Genomic DNA, 21585 nt, shown 5'->3' with positions numbered 1-21585 from the left:
CGCAACCCCCCTCGTCCCGCGCACGGACCGCCCCCTCCGCACGACCCGCCGGGCGACGTCAGCGGCCGAAGTCAGGATCCACGGGCAGGAGCAACCGCTGTCCGACCTGCAGGCCGTTCGAGGAGAGGTTGTTCAGCTCCGCGAGGTCCACCATGACGTCGCGCACGTCGCGACTGCCCGCCGCCAGGGCGGAGGCGTGCTGCCACAGGGTCTCGCCCGCCTCGACGACATGGACCCGCACCTCGACCGGCTCACCGGGACCCGAAGCGACGGCGCGGCCACCCCACAGGGCGCCGAGCGCCAGCACGGTCGCCACGAGGAGCACGAGCACCGCTCGCCCGCGCGCGGTCAGCCGCAACGGGGCTTCCCGCTGCCGCACAGCCCTGCGCTCGACTTCCCAGCCCTGGGTCACGTCCATCGCACTGACACTCATCGCCGCTCCTCGGTCCGCGGTGCCCGAACCGCCTTCCCCGGTCGGTTCGAACACCTGTTCGTCGAACATCTGTACGATTTCTATCACCGAAGACGGCGGATGTCGAGACATGCTCGAACATGTGTTTGATTCGTGTCGCCGCGTGACCTACGCTGGTCGGGTACGGGTCGTCCGATATGTCGGGCGCTCGCCGAGCGGGACGTCCCGCACCGCGGGCGGACGGGATCGCGGTCGACCGCGCGCAGGAGCCGGTGCCGCTCGCGGTGCCTCTCCGCAGTACAGGGACCGAGACGGCCGAGCAGGGCGGAGACGACGATGGCGGGACGGGTGGCCGACACCACGGGCAGGCTCGCGAAGGTGCACGAGCTCCCCGACGGCACGACCGGCGGGGACGGCCTGACGCCGCGCCAGCGCCTCGTGCTCGAGACGATCCGCGCATCGGTCGAGCAGCGGGGCTACCCGCCGAGCATGCGCGAGATCGGCGAGGCGGTGGGCCTCACGAGCCCGTCGAGCGTCAAGCACCAGCTCACGACGCTCGAGCGCAAGGGCTACCTGCGCCGTGACCCCAACCGGCCCCGTGCGATCGAGGTCGTCCACAACGACGACAGCAGGGGCATCGCACCGCTCCCCGGCAGCGGCTTCCCGCGCGTCGAGGGCGTCGACGCCTCCGAGGACTCGCCCGAGCGGCCCACGCCGTCCTACGTGCCCGTCGTGGGCCGTATCGCCGCCGGTGGCCCCATCCTTGCCGAGCAGGTCGTCGAGGACGTGTTCCCGCTGCCCCGCCAGCTCGTGGGCGACGGCGAGCTCTTCCTGCTCCGCGTGGCCGGTGACTCCATGATCGACGCCGCGATCTGCGACGGGGACTGGGTCGTCGTGCGCCGTCAGCCCGTCGCCGAGAACGGGGAGATCGTCGCCGCGATGATCGACGGCGAGGCGACCGTCAAGACCTTCAAGCGCATCGACAAGCACGTCTGGCTCATGCCGCACAACGCGGCCTACCGACCCATCTCCGGGGACGACGCACAGATCCTCGGTCGCGTGGTCTCGGTGCTGCGCAGCCTCTGAGCAGGCACGACGAAGGGGACGAGCCTCAGGGCTCGTCCCCTTCGTCGTGCCACGGGGCCGTCGTCCGGCGAGCGGACACCGGGCCCGCCGGCGCACCGGCGCACCGGCGTCCGGGGCTACAGACCGAAGCTCTTGGCCACCGCACGGACCGAGTCGGCGGACGCCCGCAGGCCCGCGAGCTCGTGGTCGGACAACGGCACCTCGATGCGCTCCCCGCAGCCGCGTCGCTCGAGGAGCGAGGGGACGGACAGGCAGACGTCGCTGATCCCGTGGAAGTCCTCGAGCAGCGACGACACCGGCAGGACCCGGTGCTCGTCGTCGAGGATCGCCTCGATGATCCGGGTCGCGGCCAGGGCGACCGCGTAGTTGGTCGCGCCCTTGCCCTCGATGATGCGGTAGGCGGACTGCACGACCTCGTGCGCGATGTCCTCGCGCACCTCGGCCGTGAGGGGGCCACGGCCCTGCAGGCCCTTCCAGTCGAGCAGCGGGACGCCGCTGATCGTCGCCGAGCTCCAGAGCGGGATCTCGCTGTCGCCGTGCTCGCCGGCGATGTAGGCGTGGACGTTCTGCACCGCAACGCCGCAGTGCTGCGCCACGAGGAACCGCAGCCTGGACGAGTCCAGGACGGTACCGCTGCCGAACAGCTGGTTGGGCGGGAGGCCCGAGTACTTGAGCGCGGCGTACGTCACCACGTCGACGGGGTTCGTGACCATGATGTAGATCGCGTTGGGCGCGACCTCGACGAGCCCGGGCAGGATCTTGCGGACGAGCGAGATCGTGGCCTCCGCGAGGTCGAGGCGCGTCTGACCAGGCTTCTGCTTGGCGCCGGCGGTGAACACCACGACGTCGGCGTCGGCGCACACCGCGACGTCGTCGGAGCCCTCGACCTTGGCCATCGGCATGAACTGGATGCCGTGCTGGAGGTCGAGGACCTCGGCCTCGACCTTGGTCCGGTTGATGTCGAGGAGGCTCACGGTGTGAGCGGCTCCGCGCATGAGCGCCGCGTAGGCGAGGGTCGATCCGACGGAACCTGCGCCGACGATCGCGAGCTTGGTGGTACGGGCGGGCACTGTGCCTCCTGGACGTAGTGCGTCGGCCGCCGGTCGCTGCACGAGCGTCCGACGTCCGCCGCGTGGACTGCCGGGTCTCAGCCTAGGGCGGACAGGCGCTCGAGCGCAGAGAGAACGACACGACGGTCGGTCGTGGTCCAGAAGTCCGGCATGGACCTCGTGAGGTAGGAACCGTAGCGGGCCGTCGCGAGACGCGGGTCGAGGACCGCGACGACGCCGCGGTCCGACGTGGACCGGATGAGGCGCCCGGCGCCCTGGGCGAGCAGCAGGGCGGCGTGGTTGGCCGAGACCTGCATGAAGCCGTTGCCGCCCGCGGCCTCGACGGCTCGAGCGCGGGCCGACTTCACGGGGTCGTCGGGTCGCGGGAAGGGGATGCGGTCGATGAGGACGAGCTGGCAGCTGGGTCCGGGCACGTCGACGCCCTGCCACAGCGAGAGCGTGCCGAACAGGCACGTCTGCGGGTCCGCGGCGAACTCCTTGACGAGGGTCGGGAGCTGGTCGTCGCCCTGGCACAGGACGGGGACGTCGAGGCGCTCGCGCATGGCCTCGGCGACCGCGAGCGCCGCGCGCCGCGACGAGAAGAGACCGAGGGTCCGCCCCCCGGCGGCGGTGATGAGGTCGGCGATCTCGTCGAGCTGACCGTCCGTGGCGGCCTCGCGGCCGGGCTGCGGCAGGTGCTTGGCGATGTAGAGGATGCCCTGCTGGGGGTAGTCGAAGGGGCTGCCGACGTCCACGCCGGTCCAGGTCGCGCCGTCGTCGTCGAGCCCCAGGGACCGGGCGACGGGGTCGAACGTGCCGCCCAGCGCGAGCGTCGCCGACGTGAAGACACCCGTGCGCTCGGTCAGGAGATGGGTACGGATGAGGCCCGCGACCGCGAGGGGGGCCGCGTGCAGCTTGCTCACGCCGTCCCCGCTCCACCGGCCGTCGTCGCCCGCGCGCGAGCACCACAGGACGTCGTGGCCCGTGGGGTCCTGGGCCATGCGCTCGGCGATCTCGAAGACCTGGAGCATGGTCGTCTGGGCCATCTTCATGCCGGTGTCGGGTTGAGAGCCCTGCCCGCCGGACGTGTCCGGCTTGAGGGCGCTCAGGACGGTACGGGCCGCGTCGCGGACCGCGGCGACCGCCGCGCGCGCGTCGCCGGGCAGGCCGTCGGGGAAGCGCTCGGCCGGCAGCGCGGCGACGACGGTGCCGAACGCCCCGGTGGCGAGGTCCAGGTCTGTCGTCTGGACGCCCCCGTGCCGGCGCGCGAGGCGCGCGGCGTGCTCGATGACGGGCACCGAGAGGTCTGCGGTCGCGGCGGCGGTGACGCGGTCGCTCAGCTCGTGCGCCTCGTCGACGACCACGACGCCGTGCTCGGGCAGGACCCCGGGCGAACCGGACGCGGCGATGCCCAGCATGGCGTGGTTGGTCACGACGACGTCGGCCTCGCGGGCGGACGTGCGGGCCTGGTCGGGGAAGCAGTCGTCGATGAGGGGGCACTTGGCGCCCAGGCACTCGAGGGCCGTGACCGAGACCTGCCGCCAGGCCTTGTCCGAGACGCCGGGCACCAGGTCGTCCCGGTCCCCGGTCGTGGTCTCCTGCGCCCACTCGCGCAGCCGCACGACCTGCTCCCCCAGTGCCGCCGCTCCCGAGGCCGCGCCGGGCGCCGGGTGCTCGGCGACGCCTGCGCGCTCCCCGCCCGTGGGAAGGTCGAACAGCGTGGGCTCGTCGGCCGGGTAGCCGCCCTCGATCTTGTGCTGGCACAGGTAGTTGTGCCAGCCCTTGAGCAGTGCGATGCGGGGCGGGCGCGGCAGCCGGTCGGCGACGGCCTGGGCGACGAGCGGGAGGTCACGCGTGATGATCTGGCGCTGGAGGGCCAGGGTCGCGGTCGAGACGATGACGCGCTCGTCCTCGCAGACGGCGTGCCGCACGGCCGGCACGAGGTAGCCGAGCGACTTCCCGGTGCCGGTGCCGGCCTGGACCAGCAGGTGGTCCGGCCCGTCCGCACCGTCGATCGTCCGGGCCACGGCCACGGCCATCTGGTGCTGCCCGGCGCGACGGCCGCCACCGAGGGCGCCGACCGCGAGGTCGAGCAGCTCCTCGACGTCAGGGGTCGCAGAGCCCGTGGTCAGGGTGGTGGTGAGGTCCTCGGGCACCCCGGAAGTCTACGTGGGGCCACCGACACGGCAGGGTCCGGGGCGGGGGCGGCGGGGTCCGGGGGGGGCCGGGGCCCGCCCCCCCCCCCCCCCGACGCCGCGCTACGCGCGGACGGCGACCGCGTTGAGCTCGAGCGCGAGCCCCTCGTCGACCCGGCCCAGGAGACGGGTGCCGGTCTCGACGTGCTCCTCGAGGTCGATCTCTCCCGTGAGGTGCACGCGGTTGACCAGGTCGCCGCGGTGGTAGGGCACCACGAGGTCGATCGACACGTCGGGCCGCGGCAGCTCGTCGGAGATGAGCTGGAGCAGGTCGTCGATCCCCTGCCCGGTGTGCGCCGAGACGACGATCGTGCGCCGCTCGCGCGCACGGATGCGGGCGACGACCGCGGGGTCCGCGATGTCGACCTTGTTGAGCACGACGACCTCGAGCACCTGGTCGATGCCCGGGATGTCCGCGAGGACGTGCCGGACGGCGGCGATCTGGCCCTCGGGGTCGGGGTGCGACGCGTCGACCACGTGCAGCAGCAGGTCGGACTGGCCGACCTCCTCGAGGGTCGAGCGGAACGCCTCGACGAGCTGGTGCGGCAGCGACCGGACGAACCCGACCGTGTCCGCGAGCGTGTACACGCGCCCGTCCTCGGTCTGCGCGCGGCGGACCGTGGGGTCCAGGGTCGCGAACAGCGCGTTCTCGACGAGCACGCCCGCGCCCGTGAGCGCGTTGAGGAGGCTCGACTTGCCCGCGTTGGTGTAGCCGGCGATCGCGACCGACGGGATCGCGTGACGCTTGCGCGAGGTCCGCTTGGTCTCGCGGGCGGGGGCCATCGCGGCGATCTCGCGACGGAGCTTGGTCATGCGGTCGCGGATGCGGCGCCGGTCGAGCTCGATCTTGGTCTCACCGGGTCCGCGCGAGCCCATGCCGGCCCCCGCGCCGCCGACCTGGCCACCGGCCTGGCGGGACATCGACTCGCCCCAGCCACGAAGGCGCGGGAGCAGGTACTCGAGCTGCGCGAGCTCGACCTGGGCCTTGCCCTCACGGGACTTGGCGTGCTGGGCGAAGATGTCGAGGATCAGGGCCGTCCGGTCGACGACCTTGACCTTGACGATGTCCTCGAGCGCACGGCGCTGGGAGGGGGCGAGCTCGCCGTCGATCACGACGGTGTCCGCGCCCGTCATGGCCACCACGGACGCGAGCTCCTCGGCCTTGCCCGAGCCCAGGTAGGTGCCGGGGTCGGGCTTCTGGCGGCGCTGGAGGACGCCGTCGAGCACCTGGGAGCCCGCCGTCTCGGCGAGCGCCGCGAGCTCGCGCAGCGAGACCTCCGCCTCGGCGGCCGCGGCGTCGCCGCTGCCCGTGTAGAGCCCGACGAGCACGACCTTCTCGAGGCGCAGCTGTCGGTACTCGACCTCGGTGACGTCCTCGAGCTCCGTGGACAGGTTCGCGACCCGTCGCAGCGCGGTGCGCTCGGCGAGCTCGAGCTGCTCTCCGTCGTGGATCGAGTGCTGGGTGCCTCCCTCGGCGCGCGCGGTCCCTGCCCGTGCGAGCACCCGTGCCACGACGTCTCCGGCGATGTCGCGCTCGGGGCGCTCGACCGTCTCCGGTGCCGTCTCGGGGGTGGGGTTCGCGGGGGTCTGGGTCATGGGCCGCCTTTCAGCTGAGGGTCCGGGCACCGGGTCCGTGCGACCTGGGCCGGTCGTGCCGGTCCGGGACGCCCGGTCGGCATGTCGTACAACAAGCGTGGCACGCCGGATCGTCCCGACGCGAACCAATTCGTCGTCGGGGCCCGCAGTTCATCCCAGGGCGCAGCGGCGGGGGCCCCGACGGGCCAGGGCCAGGGACGGGCCAGGGCCAGGACGTGGGCGCCGCGTGGGCCGATTAGGATCGATCCTCGTGACACCACCTCCCGACCTGCCCGCCGGCGACGCGCCCGAGCCCTCCCCGGACCACTACTTCACGGCGCAGCCGGCCTCCGCGGCCGAGCGCCGCGAGCTCACGGTCCGGCTCGCGGGCCGCGAGGTCACGGTCGAGGTCGCGTCGGGCATCTTCTCCCCCGGACGGCTCGACCTCGGCACCCAGGTCCTGCTGCGCTCGGTCCCCGACCTCCCGCCCGCGAGCCCCGGGCCCGACGGCGCCGCGCACCTCCTCGACCTCGGCTGCGGCTGGGGCCCGGTCGCCCTGACCATGGCGCTCGAGCGGCCGGACGCGACCGTGTGGGCCGTGGACGTCAACGAGCGCGCGCTCGACCTGGTGCGCCGCAACGCCACCCGCCTGGGGCTGGGGAACGTGCGCGCGGTGCGGCCCGAGGACGTCCCCGCGGACGTCCTGTTCGCCGCGATCTGGTCCAACCCGCCCATCCGGGTCGGCAAGGAGGTGCTGCACGACATGCTGCTGCACTGGCTGCCGCGCCTGGAGCCCGGGACCGAGGCCTACCTCGTGGTGCAGCGCAACCTCGGGGCGGACTCGCTCATCGCGTGGCTGGACGAGCACCTGGACGACGAGCTGTCGGTGAGCAAGCTCGCGAGCGCCAAGGGCTTCCGGGTCCTCGAGGTCGCGCGCGCAGGCTGAGCACCCGCCGCACGGGCCGTGCCGCGCACGAGCCGGCCACGGTCCGTCGCACGCCGGGCGCCCCGGTGCGCGACGCCGTCGGGCCGGGGACGCGTGCCGCTCGGCGCGGCGGCCCGCTCAGCGCGTGAACGCCGCGAGGTCCAGCTCGCCACCGAAGACGATCTCCGCGGGGCCCGCGAGCTCGACCCGACCGCCCTCGAGCGCGGTCACGCGCACCGTGCCGCCCGGCACGTCGACGAGCCACACGTCGGGCGACCCGGGGCCGCCCCACGCACGGACCGCGAGCGCCGCGGCGCACGCGCCCGTGCCGCAGGACTCGGTCTCCCCGACGCCGCGCTCGTGCACGCGCATGCGCAGGCGCCCCACGACGGTGCCGTCGACCGAGACCTCCTCGCCGAGCGGGACCACGAGCTCGACGTTGGTGCCGTGCGGCGGCAGGGGCTGGACGGTGGGTGCCTGGGTGAGGTCGGCGGCGTCGAGCTCGTCCTCGTGCGGCAGCGCGAGGACCGTGTGCGGGTTGCCCAGGTCGACGCTCAGCGCGGGACGCGGGACGTCCCAGCCCGCGACGGCGACGGCCGCGTCGAACCCCTCGTCGAGCGCCGTGCGCCCGCCCGGCAGGAACCACGGCCCCATGTCGACGGCGTACCAGCCGCCCGCCTCCTTGCTCACGTGCTTCACGCCCGCGCGCGTCCCGACCGCGAGCACGCGCGGTGCGGCGGTCGTCTCGCCGTCCTCGTGGGCCGGCGCCTCCAGGTCCACGAGCCCGAGGCGCTCGGCGAAGGCCGCGAAGACGCGCACGCCGTTGCCGCACATCTCGGCGATCGAGCCGTCCGCGTTGCGGTAGTCCATGAACCAGATCGCGTCGGGGTCCTCCGCGAGGACCTGCGCGGACTCGGGCACGTAGGCCGTGGGGACGAGCCGGATCACGCCGTCGCCGCCGATCCCGGACCGGCGGTCCGCGAGCGCCCGCACCTGGTCGGCGTCGAGGTCGCGGCTGCCCTCGAGGTCCGCGAGGAGGACGAAGTCGTTGCGGGTCCCGTGGCCCTTGGCGAAACGGGTCGTGGAGCGGGTCGGCGGCTGGCTCATGAGCCCAGACTACGGCGCGTCGGACGGTCGTCGGTGCGCGCGTCCAGGGTGCCCTCGTCGGCGGCGCGGACGATCTCCAGGGCGTCGGCCAGGAGCGTCCCGGACTGCGCGTCGAGCCAGTGCACGCGCGGGTCGCGACCGAACCAGCCCATCTGCTTGCGGGCCAGCCGGCGCGTGTTCGCGGTGATCTGCTCGCGGGCCTCGTCCGCCGTGGTCTCCCCGCGCAGGTGCGCGAGGACCTCGGCGTAGCCGACGGCGCGCGCCGCCGTGCGGCCCAGGTGCGGCGCGAGCGCACGGACCTCGTCGAGCAGGCCGCCGTCCCACATGCGCTCGACGCGGCCCGCGACGCGCGCGTCGAGCGTCTCGCGGTCGCAGTCGAGCCCGATCTGTACCGCGGGGCGCACGTACTCCTGGCGCGGGAGGTTCGCCGTGAAGGGCTCTCCCGTGATCTCGATGACCTCGAGCGCACGGACGATGCGCCGCGTGTTGGCCGGACCGATCGACGTCGCGGCCGCGGGGTCGAGCCGGGCGAGCTCGGTGTGCAGGGCACGGGTCCCCTCGCGCTCGGCGCGCTCCTCGAGGCGCGCGCGGACTGCGGGGTCCGTGCCGGGGAAGTTCATCTCGTCGAGCAGGGCGCGCACGTAGAGCCCCGAGCCGCCCACGACGACGGGCCGGGCCCCGCGCGCGGCGATCGCGTCGAGGTCGGCTCGCGCCGCGGCCTGGTAGTCCGCGACCGACGCGTCGTCGGCGGGGTCCAGGACGTCGAGCTGGTGGTGGACGATCCCCCGACGCTCGCCGACGGGCACCTTCGCGGTCCCCACGTCCATGCCGCGGTAGAGCTGGTAGGCGTCGGCGTTGACGATCTCGGCAGGGGCAAGGGCCTGTGCGAGGTCGAGGGCGAGGTCCGACTTCCCGGTCGCGGTGGGGCCGACGACGGCGACGATGAGCATCCGAGAACCGTACCCGGCGGGCGCCGTGCCGGGCCCCGCCTCGCCCGCCGGGCGTCGTCCGACAAATCCACCCTGTCCCGGTGTGGGTGGTCGTGCGTAGGCTCCTCGGGACGGGCGGAGGGGTTGTCGGGTGTGCCCGGCCCCGCCGCCTCCTCCGCCGTACCGCAGCGGCACCCGACGACGAGGAACGAGACATGAGCTACTTCACCAAGCCCGACGACGCCGGCCTGGCCCGCAACGCCCCGCTCTCGCGCGACCGGGTCGAGGCCTTCCTGTCCGGCAAGGGCTGGCACTACGGGATCGACGACGACGGCGACCTGGGCGGCGGCTGGGACGGGAACGTCTTCTACTTCTTCGTCCAGGGGGACGAGCAGGAGATCCTGCAGGTCCGGGGGCGCTGGCACCGCACGCTGCCCGCCGAGGAGCACGTGGAAGCCGTCATGCTCGCCAACGACTTCAACCAGCGCAAGGTGTGGCCCAAGGTCTTCTGCCGTCTGGAGGGCGAGCGGGTCGCGTTCTACACGGAGGTCGCGACCGACCTGGAGTTCGGCGTCGCGGACGACCAGCTCGCCCAGCTCGTCGAGTGCGGCCTGTACACGGGCCTGCAGTTCTTCGAGCAGCTCGACGAGCGCTTCCCGGACCCGGAGGCGGACGCCTCCGACGCGAACACCTTCGTCGAGGACCGGCCGCTTTGACGAGCACGTTCCAGGTCGACCTGCACGGCGTCGTCGACCTGCTCGCCCGCCACCTGTACTCGAGCCCGCGCGTCTACCTGCGCGAGCTCCTGCAGAACGGCGTGGACGCCATCACCGCGCGCCGGGACCTGACACCAGCGGTGCCGGGCGAGGACGTCCCCGCGACGATCCGCCTCCGGCCCCTGCCCGACGGCGGGCTCGAGGTCACGGACTCCGGGGTGGGCCTCACGCTGGCCGAGGCGGGCGAGCTGCTCGCCACGATCGGTCGAAGCTCCAAGCGCGACGTCGAGCTCGGGACGGGTCGTGAGCAGTTCCTGGGCCAGTTCGGCATCGGTCTCCTGTCGGCGTTCATGGTCGCCGACGAGATCGAGCTCACGTCGCGCTCGGCGCGCACCCTGCCCGACGGCGCCGTCCCCGCCCCCGTGCGCTGGCGCGGCTTCGCGGACGGCAGCTACGAGCTGACCGAGGTCCCCGCCGAGGATCCCCGGGTCCCCGCCGCGCCGGGCAGCACCGTCCGGCTGCACCCCCGACGGGACATGGAGCACTGGCTCGCCCCGGACACCGTCACGGCCCTCGCCCTGGACTTCGGGTCGCTGCTGCCCGTGGACCTGCAGGTCGAGGTCTCCCTCGACATCGACGGCAGGCCGGACCACGGCGCGGACCGGCGCCCGGGCCCGGGCGCGACCGCCGGGGCCGACGCCGGCAGCGGCGGCGCGCCCACGGTCTGGCGACGCCTGAGCGGCACGGACCTCCCGTGGACGGGAGCGCACACGTCGCCCGCCGAGCGCGACGCTGCGCTCACGCGCTACGCCGAGCAGACGCTCGGCTTCACGCCCCTGGCCCGCATCGACCTCGACCTGCCGCTCGCCGGCCTGACGGGCGTCGCGTACGTCCTGCCCGCCGCGGTGTCCCCCACGACGCCCTCGAGCCACCGGGTGTACCTCAAGCGGATGCTCCTCGGGACCCGCGTCGACGACCTCCTGCCCCCCTGGGCGTTCTTCGTCCGGTGCGTCCTGGACGCCTCCGCGCTGCGCCCCACCGCGTCGCGCGAGGGGCTCTACGAGGACGAGGTGCTGCTCGCGACGCGCGAGGCCCTCGGCGCCCAGGTGCGCGCATGGGCCCTGACGACGCTCGCCGAGGACTCCGCGGCGCGCCGTGCATTCCTCCGGGTGCACCACCTCGCGGTGCGGGCCCTCGCCCTCCAGGACGACGACATGCTCGACCTCGCGGCCCGCGTCCTGCCGTTCGAGACCACCGAGGGGACGGGCACGCTCGCGGACCTGGCCGCGACCCTGCCGGACGGGGCGCGCCTGCTGTGGACCCCGAGCGTCGAGGAGTTCCGACGCGTCGCGCCCGTCGCGGCCGCCCAGGGCCTCGGCCTCGTCAACGGCGGGTACGTGTACGACGCCGACCTGCTCGAACGCATCGCGCGCCGCTTCCCGCAGTGGCGGCTGTCGCCCGTGACGTCGGCCGACGTCTCCCGGGCGCTCCTCGAGGTGGACCCGCTGCGTGAGCTCGAGGTCGCGGACGCCGTCCGCGCCGTCGACGACGCGCTCGCGCCGCAGGACTGCGAGGTGATCGTGCGTGCCTTCGAGCCCTCGGTCCTGCCCGCCATGCTCCTGCACGACCGCGACGGGGACCACCAGCGCGAGGCGCAGGCCGCCGCCGACGCGGCGGACGACGTCTGGGGCCAGGTGCTCGCCGGGCTCGCGGGCCCCGCCCGGTCACGACAGCTCGTGCTCAACGACACCAACGAGACCGTCCGTTCGCTCCTCGCGACGACGGACCCGCACGTCCTCGAGGCCGGTGCCCAGTCCCTGTACGTCACCGCCCTCCTGCTCTCCGGCAGACCCTTGCGGGCCTCGGAGGCCACCCTCATGAACGGCTCGCTCGCCGTCCTGCTCGACCGGGCCCTGCGCCCCGGCACCACCCCCCTGGAGGAGAACAGATGACCCGCTCGGTCCACGAGGCCAACGCCGCGCTGTCCCGCGTCCGGGAGATGCCCTACGGCGTCGCGCGCAGCACGGCCGCCGCCGCGGAGCTCGGACGGATCACGTCCGACGGCCCGGACGAGGCCCGCGCGTACGCGCTCTTCGTCCTCGTCGAGTCCTACGTCTGGGGAAACGAGGTCACCAAGGCCTATCTCCCGTTCACCCAGCTCCTGCGCTGGTGGGACGAGCACCCCGAGCACTTCGACGAGCAGGAAACGCACTCGCTGTTCTGGTCGTTCAAGTGGATGGTCGGCAACCTCATGGACTTCCCCGCCGTCCCGGCCGCGCAGATCGAGCGGACCCTCGACGACATGGAGCGCCGGTACGCGGTCGCGGGCAACGGCATGAACGCCGTGGCCATGTCTCGCTTCCAGTGGGCTCGTGCCCGCGGGGCCCTGGACACCGCGGACGCCTACGAGGCCTGGGTCGCCACGCCCCGGGACGACTTCTCGCAGTGCGAGGCGTGCGAGCCCGGGGACCGCGCCGCCTACCTGCTCGACGCCGGACGCCTCGGCGAGGGGGTCCGTCTCCTGGAGCAGGTGCTCGCGGGCTCCCCCACGTGCGCGACCGAGCCCGGCGACATGCTCTCCCGGCTCCAGCTCGCGTACCTCGAGACCGGGCAGGCCGACAAGGCCGCCGCGACCCACCGGCGCGGGCTGCGGCACCTCGACAACGGGGTCTCGATGGAGGGCCCACAGGGTCGTCACATCGAGTTCCTCGCCCGGACGGGCAACGTCGAGCGTGCCCTGGCCCGGATCGAGGAGCACCAGGACCACCTCCTGAGCGCGGACTCCCCGCGCGACCGCTGGTCCTTCCTGCTCAGCGTCGGCACCGTGACGGCGGTGCTCGTGGCCGAGCACGGCGAGCGCCCGGTCGCCCTGCGCGAGGTCCCGGCCTCCACGGTCGGCGAGCTCGACCGCTGGGTACGCCGTGAGGCCCTCGAGATCGCGGCGGCGTTCGACGCCCGCAACGGCACCGACGCGGCGACCCGGCGCACCGAGGCGGTGTGGACCCACGCCCCGGTCCTGCTCCCCGTGAGCCTGAGCGTGCTGGCGGCGGCGCAGGAGGGAGCGCCCACGTCTGCGGTCTCCGAGGCTGCGGACGCCGGGGCCCGGGGTGCCGCGACGACGGCGCAGCCCACGGGCGGCCCGTCCGACCTCTCGGCGCTCGACGCCGGCACCTGGGCCACGTCCATGGTCGAGGGGACGGACCCGGAGGAGAGCGCGGAGTCTCTCGTGGCCCGCGCCGCGGTGCTCGCCGCGAGCGACCCTGCGGGGGCCGCCGGCCTGTACCAGCGCGCCGCCGCACGGCTCGAGGTCCAGGGGGCGCTCGACGGGGCGGGCTTCGCGCTGGCCGAGGCCGCCCAGCTCGCGGCGGTCGAGCAGGACGTCGAGGGAGCCCTCGCGGCCTTCCCCCGTGCGGTGGCGCTCCTGCGGGCCGGCGGCGTCACCCCCGCGTACCGCGGCCCGGTCGTGCGCGTCTTCGCCCGGCTCAGCGCTCGCGCGGGTGCTGCCGGGGCCGGGCTGACGGCCGTCGACAAGGTCCTGGCCGAGATCGGTACCCCGTCGACAGGCGGCGCCGTCGGTTCCGCGACCGGCGGTGCGGTCGTGTCCACGCTCACCGGGGACGCCGCGTCCGAGGGGACCGTCCCCGCGCAGGAGGACGGGACGGCCCGCGAACGCCTCGAGCTCCTCGACACCCGTGCCCGGCTCCTGGCCACGCTCGGGGAGCACGATCGTGCGTCTGCGGCCGCCGAGGCCGTCGCCGAGGAGTACGCCCGCTCGGGCGACCTGCGCGGCGCGGCGCACGCGTTCTGGCTCGCGGGGGCCGCGCGCGCGGCGGCGGGGGACCTCGAGTCCGCGGTCCCCGCGCTCGAGTCCGCGGTCGACGGGTTCCGGCTCGCGCACGACCAGGACGACTGGGCGCGCGTGGGCAACGAGCTCGTCGGTGTGCTGCGCAGGCTGGGTCGTGACGACGAGGCCGGCCAGGTGGCGGAGTCGGTCAGCCGCCGCTGACCCCGCGTCGCGGCGTGCGGAGCGTCGCCCGGTCCGGGTTCCCGGGTCGGGCGGCGCGCCCTGCGGCCCGTGCCGGCCGCGAGTCACGGACCAGGACCGCCGGAGCGCGGAACCTCACGACCTCGTAGACGCGTCCCTCGTACTCCCCCGTCGCGTGCCGGACGTCGCGGTCCCAGCCCGCGCCCAGCGCGCCGAGCACCGCGTGCTCGGCCGCCCCGGCCGCGCCCGCGTCCGCGTCCGCGGGGCGAGCGACGCCGTCGGGCAGGGGGGCCCGTGCCCCGGTGACGACGACCAGTCCCGTGCCCTCCTCCGCGAGGACGTCGCGCACGAGGCCGACCGCGGCCGCCGGGACCGTACCGGTGCCGAGCTCGACGACCTCGACCGGTCCCTCCCAGCCTGCCGCCTCGAGGGCGAGCAGCGCGACCGATGCCGCGACGCCCGCGACGGGCAGGTCGGGGTCCGACGGACGCGGGGTCCAGCCCCACCAGCGTGGAGCGACCCCGACGGCTTCCAGCCCCGGGCGCGCCGTGCCCCGACGGTCGTCGGGGCGGCGCGCCCCGCAGTCGAGGACCACGACGCGGTGCGCGTCGCGGGCCAGGTCGCGCAGGGCGTCGAGCGCCTGGGACCGCGGCTCCGCGAGGACCTCGGCGCTCCCCGCGACGCCCGGGACGAGCAGCGGGGTTCCGGGCACGGCGACAGCGCGAACGATCACGCGCGCCACGCTACCCCGCGAGCAGGACGATCCCCAGCGGGCGCGGGTAGGGTGGGCACATGAGGTTCTTCGGCGGCAGACGGGGACACCAGGCAGGACGGGACGACTCGGGCGACCAGGGCAGGAAGGACGCTCCCGACGAGCACGCGCGGGACGAGGTCGGCGGCACCTCCGGCGCCGCGCTCGACGACGCGGCCCTGCACGCCTCGGTCGAGAGCCTGCTGCTCCGCGAGCTCGGTGGCACCATGGTCGCCGACATCGAGCACGACAAGATCCCCACCCCCCTGCACCGCGCGCGCGTCCTCGAGTGGATCGCGGACGCCGGGTACAGCTACTTCATCGACGCGGAGGGCGACGTCGGCGGCCTGTGGCACGGGCGGCTGTTCTACTTCCTGCTGTTCGGCTCGCACACCGAGATCCTGCAGGTCCGGGGCCAGTGGAACCGGGACATCACGATCGAGCGCCTCGAGGAGATCCTCGAGTTCTGCAACGAGTGGAACGCCGACCGCATCTGGCCCAAGGCCTACACGCGCGTGCGCGACAACGGCATGGTCCACGTGTTCACCGAGGTCACGGTCGACCTGGAGCACGGCGTGAACGACGACCAGCTCGACCAGCTGCTCCAGTGCGGGCTGTCGACGGGCTCGATGTTCTTCGACGCGCTCGACGAGTTCTACCCGGACCCCGCGAGGTCGGCACCATGAGCCCCGCCCCCCGGACGAGCTGGCTCGCACGCCTGTTCGGCAACCACCGGCCCAAGCCCGTCGAGGACGTGCCCGTCGACGTCGAGCTGCCCACCCCCCTGTCGACCCGCCGCATCGGGGACTACCTGTCGCGACGCGGCTACCACTTCCGGATCGACGACGACGGCGACATCACGGGCACCTGGGACGGCAACCGGTTCTGGTTCCTGCTGCTGGGCGACCACGAGGAGATCCTCCAGATCCGTGGTCGCTGGTCGACGACCGTGCCCGTGACCTCGCGCCTCGCACTCCTGCAGGCCGTCAACGACTGGAACCGCGAGCGCATCTGGCCCAAGGTCTACGTCCGCGAGGAGGGCCAGGGTCTCGCGATGTACGCCGAGGTCTCGGTCGACCTCGAGCAGGGTGCGACCGACGACCAGCTCGGGCAGATCGTCTCGTGCGGCCTGGGCACCGCGGTGCAGCTCTTCAGCACGATCGGCGGGCAGCTGCCGCAGGTCTGAGAGGCTCCGCCACCCGGGGCCGACGTGCCGCGCCCGGCCCGCGTCGACCCCCGCGCAGAGTCCCGTCCACCGCTCGGCGCCCGGCCTCGACGCCCCGTCAGGGGCGGCGCAGGCTCGGCAGTCCCAGGCTCACCGGGCCGCCCGCTGCGGGCGCGCCGTGCGAGTGACCGTGGTCGTCGCCGCCGCCCAGGCGGGTCTTCTCGCGCGCGACCCAGGCGTCGCCCGAGCGCGTACGGCGCACCGCGTAGGTGCCGACGCCTGCGGGGCCGGCCACCGCCGAGTCCGCGACCAGGTGGTAGGGCGCCGACCGGGTGACCTCGACCGTGACCATGTCGCCGGGACGGGGCAGGCGCGGGTCCAGGTCGTCGGCGAGGCGCGGGTCGTCGGCCGTGACGTCGGCGTCGGTGCGGCCGGCCATCAGGGTCACGACGTCGTCGGGCACCGCGAGGTGGACCAGGCGGTTGTCCGCCGCGCGACCGGTCAGGCGGTGCGTCGCGCCGTCCTTGCGCCCCGACCCCTCGGTCACGAGCACCTCGACCGTACGCCCGACCTGCCGGGCCGACTCCTCGGCGCTGACCCGGTCCTGGAGCGCCTGGAGACGCTCGTACCGCTCTTGGACGACCTCCTTGGGCAGCTGGTCCGGCAAGGTCGCGGCCGGGGTGCCCGGGCGCTGCGAGTACTGGAACGTGAAGGCCGAGGAGAACCGGGAGGCCTCGACGACGCGCAGCGTCTCGGCGAAGTCCTCCTCGGTCTCGCCCGGGAAGCCCACGATGAGGTCGGTCGTGATCGACGCGTCGGGCATGGCCTCGCGCACCCGGTCGAGGATCCCGAGGAACTTCTCCGAGCGGTAGGACCGGCGCATGGCCCGCAGGATGCGGTCCGACCCCGCCTGGAGCGGCATGTGGAGCTGCGGCATGACGTTGGGCGTCTCGGCCATGGCCGCGATCACGTCGTCGGTGAAGGCCGCAGGGTGCGGGGACGTGAAGCGCACGCGCTCGAGCCCGTCGATCTCGCCGCAAGCGCGCAGCAGCTTGGCGAACGCCCCGCGGTCGCCGAACTCGACGCCGTAGCTGTTCACGTTCTGCCCCAGCAGGGTCACCTCGATCGCGCCCTGGTCGACGAGCGCCTGGACCTCGGCGAGGACCTGCCCCGGGCGCCGGTCGCGCTCCTTGCCGCGCAGGTGCGGCACGATGCAGAACGTGCACGTGTTGTTGCAGCCGACGCTGATCGACACCCAGCCCGCGTACACGGACTCGCGCTTGGTCGGCAGGGTCGAGGGGAAGACCTGGAGGGACTCGGCGATCTCGACCTGCGCGGCCTCGTTGTGCCGGGCGCGCTCGAGGAGCACGGGCAGCGCGTCGAGGTTGTGGGTGCCGAACACGACGTCGACCCACGGCGCCTTCTCGACGATGCCCGACCGGTCCTTCTGCGCGAGGCACCCCCCGACCGCGATCTGCATGCCCGGGCGCCGGGCCTTGATCGACGCGAGCTGGCCCAGGTTCCCGTACAGGCGCGTGGCCGCGTTCTCCCGGACCGCGCACGTGTTGATGACGACGACGTCGGCACGGTGAGCGGCCTCGTCGGCCGCCTCGGCCCGCGTGTAGCCGGCCTGCTCGAGCATCCCGGCCATGTGCTCGGAGTCGTGCACGTTCATCTGGCAGCCGAGCGTGCGGACCATGTAGGTCCGGGGCGCGTCGGACGCGACCGCGCTGCCGGCACCTGCGGGCACGTCGGCGGGACCCGCTGCGGGGCTGTCTTCGGGGCGGAGCGCGGTGGAGAACATCACCGTCAAGGGTACGGCGCCGCGCCCGACCTACCGAAACGCTCGTTCGCCGCGAGCCGGGACCAGCCGGGCATCTGTTGCCCGTCCGTTGCCGAACTGTTGCCGGAAACAGTGGCGTGCGCAACAAAACCCCCCTAGGTTCATGAAATGGACGCGCAACCGACCACCCCGAGCGACGCTCCCGACGCGTCGCCCACCGCACCCCTGCCCACACCCGACGCGCCCGCACGTGCCGACGAGCTCGGATCTCCGCTCGTCGAGCTCCACGGGGTCAACAAGCACTTCGGCGACCTCCACGTCCTGCAGGACATCGATCTCACGGTCCGTCGCGGCGAGGTGCTCGTCGTGATCGGCCCCTCGGGATCGGGGAAGTCCACCCTGTGCCGGGCCATCAACCGGCTCGAGACGATCGACTCCGGCACCATCGTGATCGACGGCGAGCCGCTCCCGGAGGAGGGCAAGGAGCTCGCCCGGCTGCGCGCCGACGTCGGCATGGTGTTCCAGTCCTTCAACCTGTTCGCCCACAAGACCATCCTCGACAACGTGACGCTCGGGCCCGTCAAGGTCCGACGGACCCGTGCCGCGGAGGCCAAGAAGGAGGCCCTCGCCCTGCTCGACCGGGTGGGGATCAGCGACCAGGCCGAGAAGATGCCCGCCCAGCTCTCGGGCGGTCAGCAGCAGCGCGTGGCCATCGCCCGGGCCCTGGCCATGCATCCCAAGGTCATGCTCTTCGACGAGCCGACCTCGGCGCTGGACCCCGAGATGATCAACGAGGTCCTCGACGTCATGGTCGCGCTCGCCAAGGAGGGCATGACCATGATCGTCGTGACGCACGAGATGGGCTTCGCCCGCAAGGCGGCCCACCGCGTGGTCTTCATGGCCGACGGCCAGATCGTCGAGGAGGCCCCACCCGAGGAGTTCTTCACGAACCCGAAGAGCCATCGCGCCCAGGACTTCCTGTCCAAGATCCTGACGCACTGACCGCCCCGCACCCCGACCCCACCGACGCACCGACGCGTCACCCGGGACGGCACCCGCCGGCCCGGCTCGCACCGATCCGACACACCTCGCGACCAGCAGTCCCCTGACAGCACGGCAGCACGTACGGCCCACGGTCCCCGGGCTCGACGAAGAACCCGGACCCACCTGTAGCAACCGAACAGCTCGACCGGCAACGACCGCCGGGCGCAGCGGGTGACCACCAGGACTCCCGTGACGGCTCGGCATTGACGAAGAGGATGACAACATGCGCACACGTACCCGTACCGGAGGACTCGTCGCACTCGCCGCGACCGCCGCACTCGCCCTGAGCGCCTGCGGAGGCGACGACAGCAGCGGCGGCTCGACCGAGGGCGGCGGCACCGCCAGCGGCGGCGGCGAGAAGATCACGATCGGCATCAAGTTCGACCAGCCGGGCCTGGGCTTCAAGGAGGGTGACACCTACACCGGCTTCGACACCGACGTCGCCCGCTACGTCGCGGAGAAGCTCGGCTACTCGGAGGACCAGATCGAGTGGACCGAGGCGCCGTCGGCCCAGCGCGAGACGCTGCTGAGCACGGACCAGGTCGACATGATCTTCGCGACGTACTCGATCACCGACAAGCGCAAGGAGACCGTCGCGTTCGCCGGACCGTACTTCGTCGCCGGGCAGGACCTGCTCGTCGCGGAGGACAACACCGACATCCAGGGACCCGAGGACCTCGAGGGCAAGAACCTCTGCTCGGTCACCGGGTCCACCTCGGCCCAGCGCATCAAGGACGAGTACGCCGCCGGGGTCCAGCTCCTCGAGCAGCCGGGCTACGCCGAGTGCGTCACGGCCCTGCTCTCGGGTCAGGTCGACGCGGTCACCACGGACGACATCATCCTGGCCGGGCTCGCGGCCCAGCCCGCGAACAAGGGCAAGGTCAAGGTCGTGGGTGCGCCGTTCTCGACCGAGCGCTACGGCGTCGGGATCTCGCAGAGCAGCGACAAGTGCGAGGACATCAACACCGCGATCACCGAGATGATCGAGGACGGCTCGTGGGAGGAGGCCATCACGGCCAACACCGAGGGCACCGGGTACACCCCGAACTCGTCGGAGAACCCGCCGACGCCGGACGCCTGCGCCTGACAGGTCCGCTGCCGGGCCGGGCTCGCGTCCTCGAGGACGCGGGTCCGGCCCGGCACCCGTCCCTGTCCGGTCTCGTGCGGCGTCCGCGCCGCATCTCGTGAAGGGTGACCCGTCGTGGGTGACTACCTCTCTCAGTTCCTGCGTCTCTTCGAGTCCTACGACGTGCTGGGCGCGTTCTGGGTCAACATCCAGCTCACGTTCTGGGCGGCGATCCTCGCCCTGGTGATAGGCACCGTGCTCGCGCTCATGCGGATCTCCCCGATCCCGAGCCTGCAGTGGGCGGGCGCGACGTACGTGACGCTGTTCCGCAACACGCCCCTGACGATCATCATGGTCTTCCTGACCCTCGGGGTCTGGGGGCAGCTCAAGATCCAGCTCGCCGACGACTTCCCGTCGAACTTCTTCCGCTTCGCTGTGCTCGGGCTGGCCGTCTACCACGCGGCGTTCGTGTGCGAGGCGATCCGCTCCGGGGTCAACACCGTGCCCCTGGGCCAGGCCGAGGCGGCCCGCGCGATCGGCCTGTCGTTCCTGCCGGCGGCGCGCATCGTGATCCTGCCGCAGGCGTTCCGCGGCTCGGTCGCCCCGCTCGGCAACGTGCTCATCGCCCTCATCAAGAACTCGACGGTCGCAGCCGCTGCCGGCGTCGCGACGGAGACCTCCAGCCTCATGAAGACCATGATCGAGTTCGACTCCGACGTCATCATCGCGATCTTCCTGACGTTCGCGATCGGGTACGTGATCCTCGTGATCCCGGTCGGCCTCGCGACGACGACGCTGTCCCGCCGCCTGGCGGTGAAGCGATGAGGGCGCAGCAGCAGACGGTCCTGTTCGACGCGCCGGGGCCCCGGGGTCGCCGGACCATCGTGATCGGCAACGTGATCGGCGCGGTCGTGGTCGCCGGCATCGCGGCGTACGCCCTGGTCCTGCTGGGGCGCGAGGACCAGCTGACCGCGGAGAAGTGGCAGCCGATCTTCACGGCTGACGCGTGGGAGAACTTCTTCCTCCCCGGCATCGTCGACACCCTGCGCGCCGCGGGCGTGGCGATCGTGGGGGCGATCGTGTTCGGCCTGCTGTTCGGCATCGGGCGTCTCTCGGCGCTCCGGGCGGTCCGCTGGCTCTCGGGTCTCGTGGTCGAGTTCTTCCGGGCGGTCCCTGTCCTGCTCATGATGATCTTCTTCTGGCTGTTCCTGGCCCAGCTCAAGGTGCCCGACGCGCCGTTCTGGGCGGTCGTCATCGCCCTGGTCCTGTACAACGGCTCGGTGGTCGCGGAGCTCGTGCGCTCGGGGGTCTACGGTCTGCCGAAGGGCCAGCACGAGGCGGCTCTCGCGGTGGGCCTGACGCGGGGGCAGTCGCTCCGGTCGGTCGAGGTGCCGCAGGCGCTCATCGCGATGCTGCCCGCGCTGGTCTCGCAGCTCGTGGTGGTCCTCAAGGACACCGCGCTCGGCTACATCATCACGTACACCGAGCTGCTCCAGGAGTCGCGCCGGCTGGGGTCGGCGTACGGCAACATCCTCCAGGCGCTGCTCGTCGCGGCGGTCCTGTTCATCACGATCAACTACGTGCTCTCGAAGGTCGCCGAGATCCTCGCGCGCCGGCTCAAGGGGCGGACCGCGGGTCCGGTCCGGGCGGCGACGCCCGGCCTCGCGGTCGGGGCGCGCGGCGCGGCCCCGGTGGGGACGGCACCTGCCCCGGCCGCACCTCCCGCGCCCAGGTAGCAGCCCGTCGCAGCCCGTCCTCCGGGCGAGCAGCACAGCACAGGCGTCCCGGGTCGTCACG

19 protein-coding genes are annotated in these 21585 nt (G+C 73.3%); 11 read left to right on the top strand and 8 right to left on the bottom strand.

The window, feature by feature from the left end:
* Positions 1-58: 58 nt before the first annotated feature.
* Complete coding sequence (locus NHG27_RS10195) at positions 59-502, bottom strand: LysM peptidoglycan-binding domain-containing protein (RefSeq protein WP_497016229.1); 444 nt, start codon at positions 500-502, stop codon at positions 59-61.
* Positions 503-748: 246 nt separating this feature from the next.
* Here NHG27_RS10195 and lexA point away from each other — a divergent pair, with 246 nt between their 5' ends.
* Positions 749-1498, top strand: a complete 750-nt coding sequence (lexA, locus tag NHG27_RS10190; protein WP_497016228.1) for a transcriptional repressor LexA — start codon at positions 749-751, stop codon at positions 1496-1498.
* A gap of 116 nt (positions 1499-1614) precedes the next feature.
* Here the strand turns inward: lexA and NHG27_RS10185 are convergent, their stop codons facing one another.
* The 3 genes from NHG27_RS10185 to hflX form a co-directional block, all read right to left on the bottom strand.
* Entirely contained in the window at positions 1615-2568 is a 954-nt protein-coding gene (locus tag NHG27_RS10185; protein ID WP_497016227.1) for an L-lactate dehydrogenase, read from the bottom strand.
* Between the two features lie 77 nt (positions 2569-2645).
* Positions 2646-4703 (bottom strand): ATP-dependent DNA helicase, encoded by a 2058-nt coding sequence (locus tag NHG27_RS10180; protein ID WP_497016226.1) that lies wholly within the window; start codon positions 4701-4703, stop codon positions 2646-2648.
* A gap of 102 nt (positions 4704-4805) precedes the next feature.
* Positions 4806-6338, bottom strand: coding sequence for a GTPase HflX (gene hflX / locus NHG27_RS10175; RefSeq protein ID WP_497016225.1), 1533 nt, complete (start codon positions 6336-6338; stop codon positions 4806-4808).
* Between the two features lie 250 nt (positions 6339-6588).
* On the opposite strand from hflX, the gene NHG27_RS10170 reads away from it, so the two are divergent.
* Complete coding sequence (locus tag NHG27_RS10170) at positions 6589-7263, top strand: class I SAM-dependent methyltransferase (RefSeq protein WP_497016224.1); 675 nt, start codon at positions 6589-6591, stop codon at positions 7261-7263.
* 117 nt (positions 7264-7380) lie between these two features.
* On the opposite strand, the gene dapF is transcribed toward NHG27_RS10170, so the two are convergent.
* Complete coding sequence (gene dapF / locus NHG27_RS10165; RefSeq protein ID WP_497016223.1) at positions 7381-8349, bottom strand: diaminopimelate epimerase; 969 nt, start codon at positions 8347-8349, stop codon at positions 7381-7383.
* Positions 8346-9299, bottom strand: a complete 954-nt coding sequence (gene miaA, locus NHG27_RS10160) for a tRNA (adenosine(37)-N6)-dimethylallyltransferase MiaA (protein ID WP_497016222.1) — start codon at positions 9297-9299, stop codon at positions 8346-8348. The genes dapF and miaA overlap by 4 nt, the downstream gene beginning before the upstream one ends.
* A gap of 194 nt (positions 9300-9493) precedes the next feature.
* Here miaA and NHG27_RS10155 point away from each other — a divergent pair, with 194 nt between their 5' ends.
* Genes NHG27_RS10155 through NHG27_RS10145 form a run of 3 tightly spaced genes read left to right on the top strand, consistent with a single transcriptional unit; the run spans position 9494 to position 14000 of the window.
* On the top strand, positions 9494-9994 hold the full coding sequence (locus tag NHG27_RS10155; RefSeq protein ID WP_497016221.1) for a type III secretion system chaperone family protein: 501 nt from the start codon (positions 9494-9496) through the stop codon (positions 9992-9994).
* A complete protein-coding gene (locus NHG27_RS10150) occupies positions 9991-11946 on the top strand; it encodes an HSP90 family protein (RefSeq protein WP_497016220.1) in 1956 nt (651 codons plus the stop codon). Before NHG27_RS10155 ends, NHG27_RS10150 begins: the two co-directional genes overlap by 4 nt.
* Complete coding sequence (locus tag NHG27_RS10145) at positions 11943-14000, top strand: hypothetical protein (RefSeq protein ID WP_497016219.1); 2058 nt, start codon at positions 11943-11945, stop codon at positions 13998-14000. The genes NHG27_RS10150 and NHG27_RS10145 overlap by 4 nt, the downstream gene beginning before the upstream one ends.
* On the opposite strand, the gene NHG27_RS10140 is transcribed toward NHG27_RS10145, so the two are convergent.
* Entirely contained in the window at positions 13987-14712 is a 726-nt protein-coding gene (locus tag NHG27_RS10140; RefSeq protein ID WP_497016218.1) for a hypothetical protein, read from the bottom strand. The genes NHG27_RS10145 and NHG27_RS10140 overlap by 14 nt on opposite strands.
* A gap of 59 nt (positions 14713-14771) precedes the next feature.
* Between NHG27_RS10140 and NHG27_RS10135 the strand changes: the two genes are divergently transcribed.
* Together NHG27_RS10135 and NHG27_RS10130 are read left to right on the top strand one after the other, a co-directional pair.
* On the top strand, positions 14772-15416 hold the full coding sequence (locus tag NHG27_RS10135; protein WP_497016217.1) for a type III secretion system chaperone family protein: 645 nt from the start codon (positions 14772-14774) through the stop codon (positions 15414-15416).
* Positions 15413-15916: a type III secretion system chaperone family protein gene (locus NHG27_RS10130; RefSeq protein WP_193718241.1), complete on the top strand. Its 504-nt coding sequence runs from the start codon at positions 15413-15415 to the stop codon at positions 15914-15916. Before NHG27_RS10135 ends, NHG27_RS10130 begins: the two co-directional genes overlap by 4 nt.
* A 97-nt stretch (positions 15917-16013) precedes the next feature.
* Here the strand turns inward: NHG27_RS10130 and miaB are convergent, their stop codons facing one another.
* The gene (gene miaB, locus NHG27_RS10125) at positions 16014-17699 is read right to left on the bottom strand and encodes a tRNA (N6-isopentenyl adenosine(37)-C2)-methylthiotransferase MiaB (protein WP_193718338.1); all 1686 of its coding nucleotides are present in this window, start codon (positions 17697-17699) and stop codon (positions 16014-16016) included.
* 147 nt (positions 17700-17846) lie between these two features.
* Between miaB and NHG27_RS10120 the strand changes: the two genes are divergently transcribed.
* The 4 genes from NHG27_RS10120 to NHG27_RS10105 all read left to right on the top strand — a co-directional run bounded on the left by NHG27_RS10120 (position 17847) and on the right by NHG27_RS10105 (position 21524).
* The gene (locus tag NHG27_RS10120) at positions 17847-18680 is read left to right on the top strand and encodes an amino acid ABC transporter ATP-binding protein (protein WP_497016216.1); all 834 of its coding nucleotides are present in this window, start codon (positions 17847-17849) and stop codon (positions 18678-18680) included.
* 265 nt (positions 18681-18945) lie between these two features.
* Entirely contained in the window at positions 18946-19809 is an 864-nt protein-coding gene (locus NHG27_RS10115) for a glutamate ABC transporter substrate-binding protein (RefSeq protein ID WP_193718239.1), read from the top strand.
* Positions 19810-19923: 114 nt separating this feature from the next.
* Entirely contained in the window at positions 19924-20613 is a 690-nt protein-coding gene (locus tag NHG27_RS10110) for an amino acid ABC transporter permease (RefSeq protein ID WP_193718238.1), read from the top strand.
* Positions 20610-21524 carry an amino acid ABC transporter permease gene (locus NHG27_RS10105; RefSeq protein ID WP_193718237.1) on the top strand — a complete coding sequence of 305 codons (915 nt, stop codon included), beginning with the start codon at positions 20610-20612 and terminating at the stop codon, positions 21522-21524. Before NHG27_RS10110 ends, NHG27_RS10105 begins: the two co-directional genes overlap by 4 nt.
* Positions 21525-21585 lie beyond the last annotated feature (61 nt).

Source organism: Oerskovia sp. 140933 (assembly GCF_059651515.1).
The sequence above is the reverse complement of the archived record's forward strand: the minus strand, read 5'-3'. Positions and strand labels throughout refer to the sequence as shown.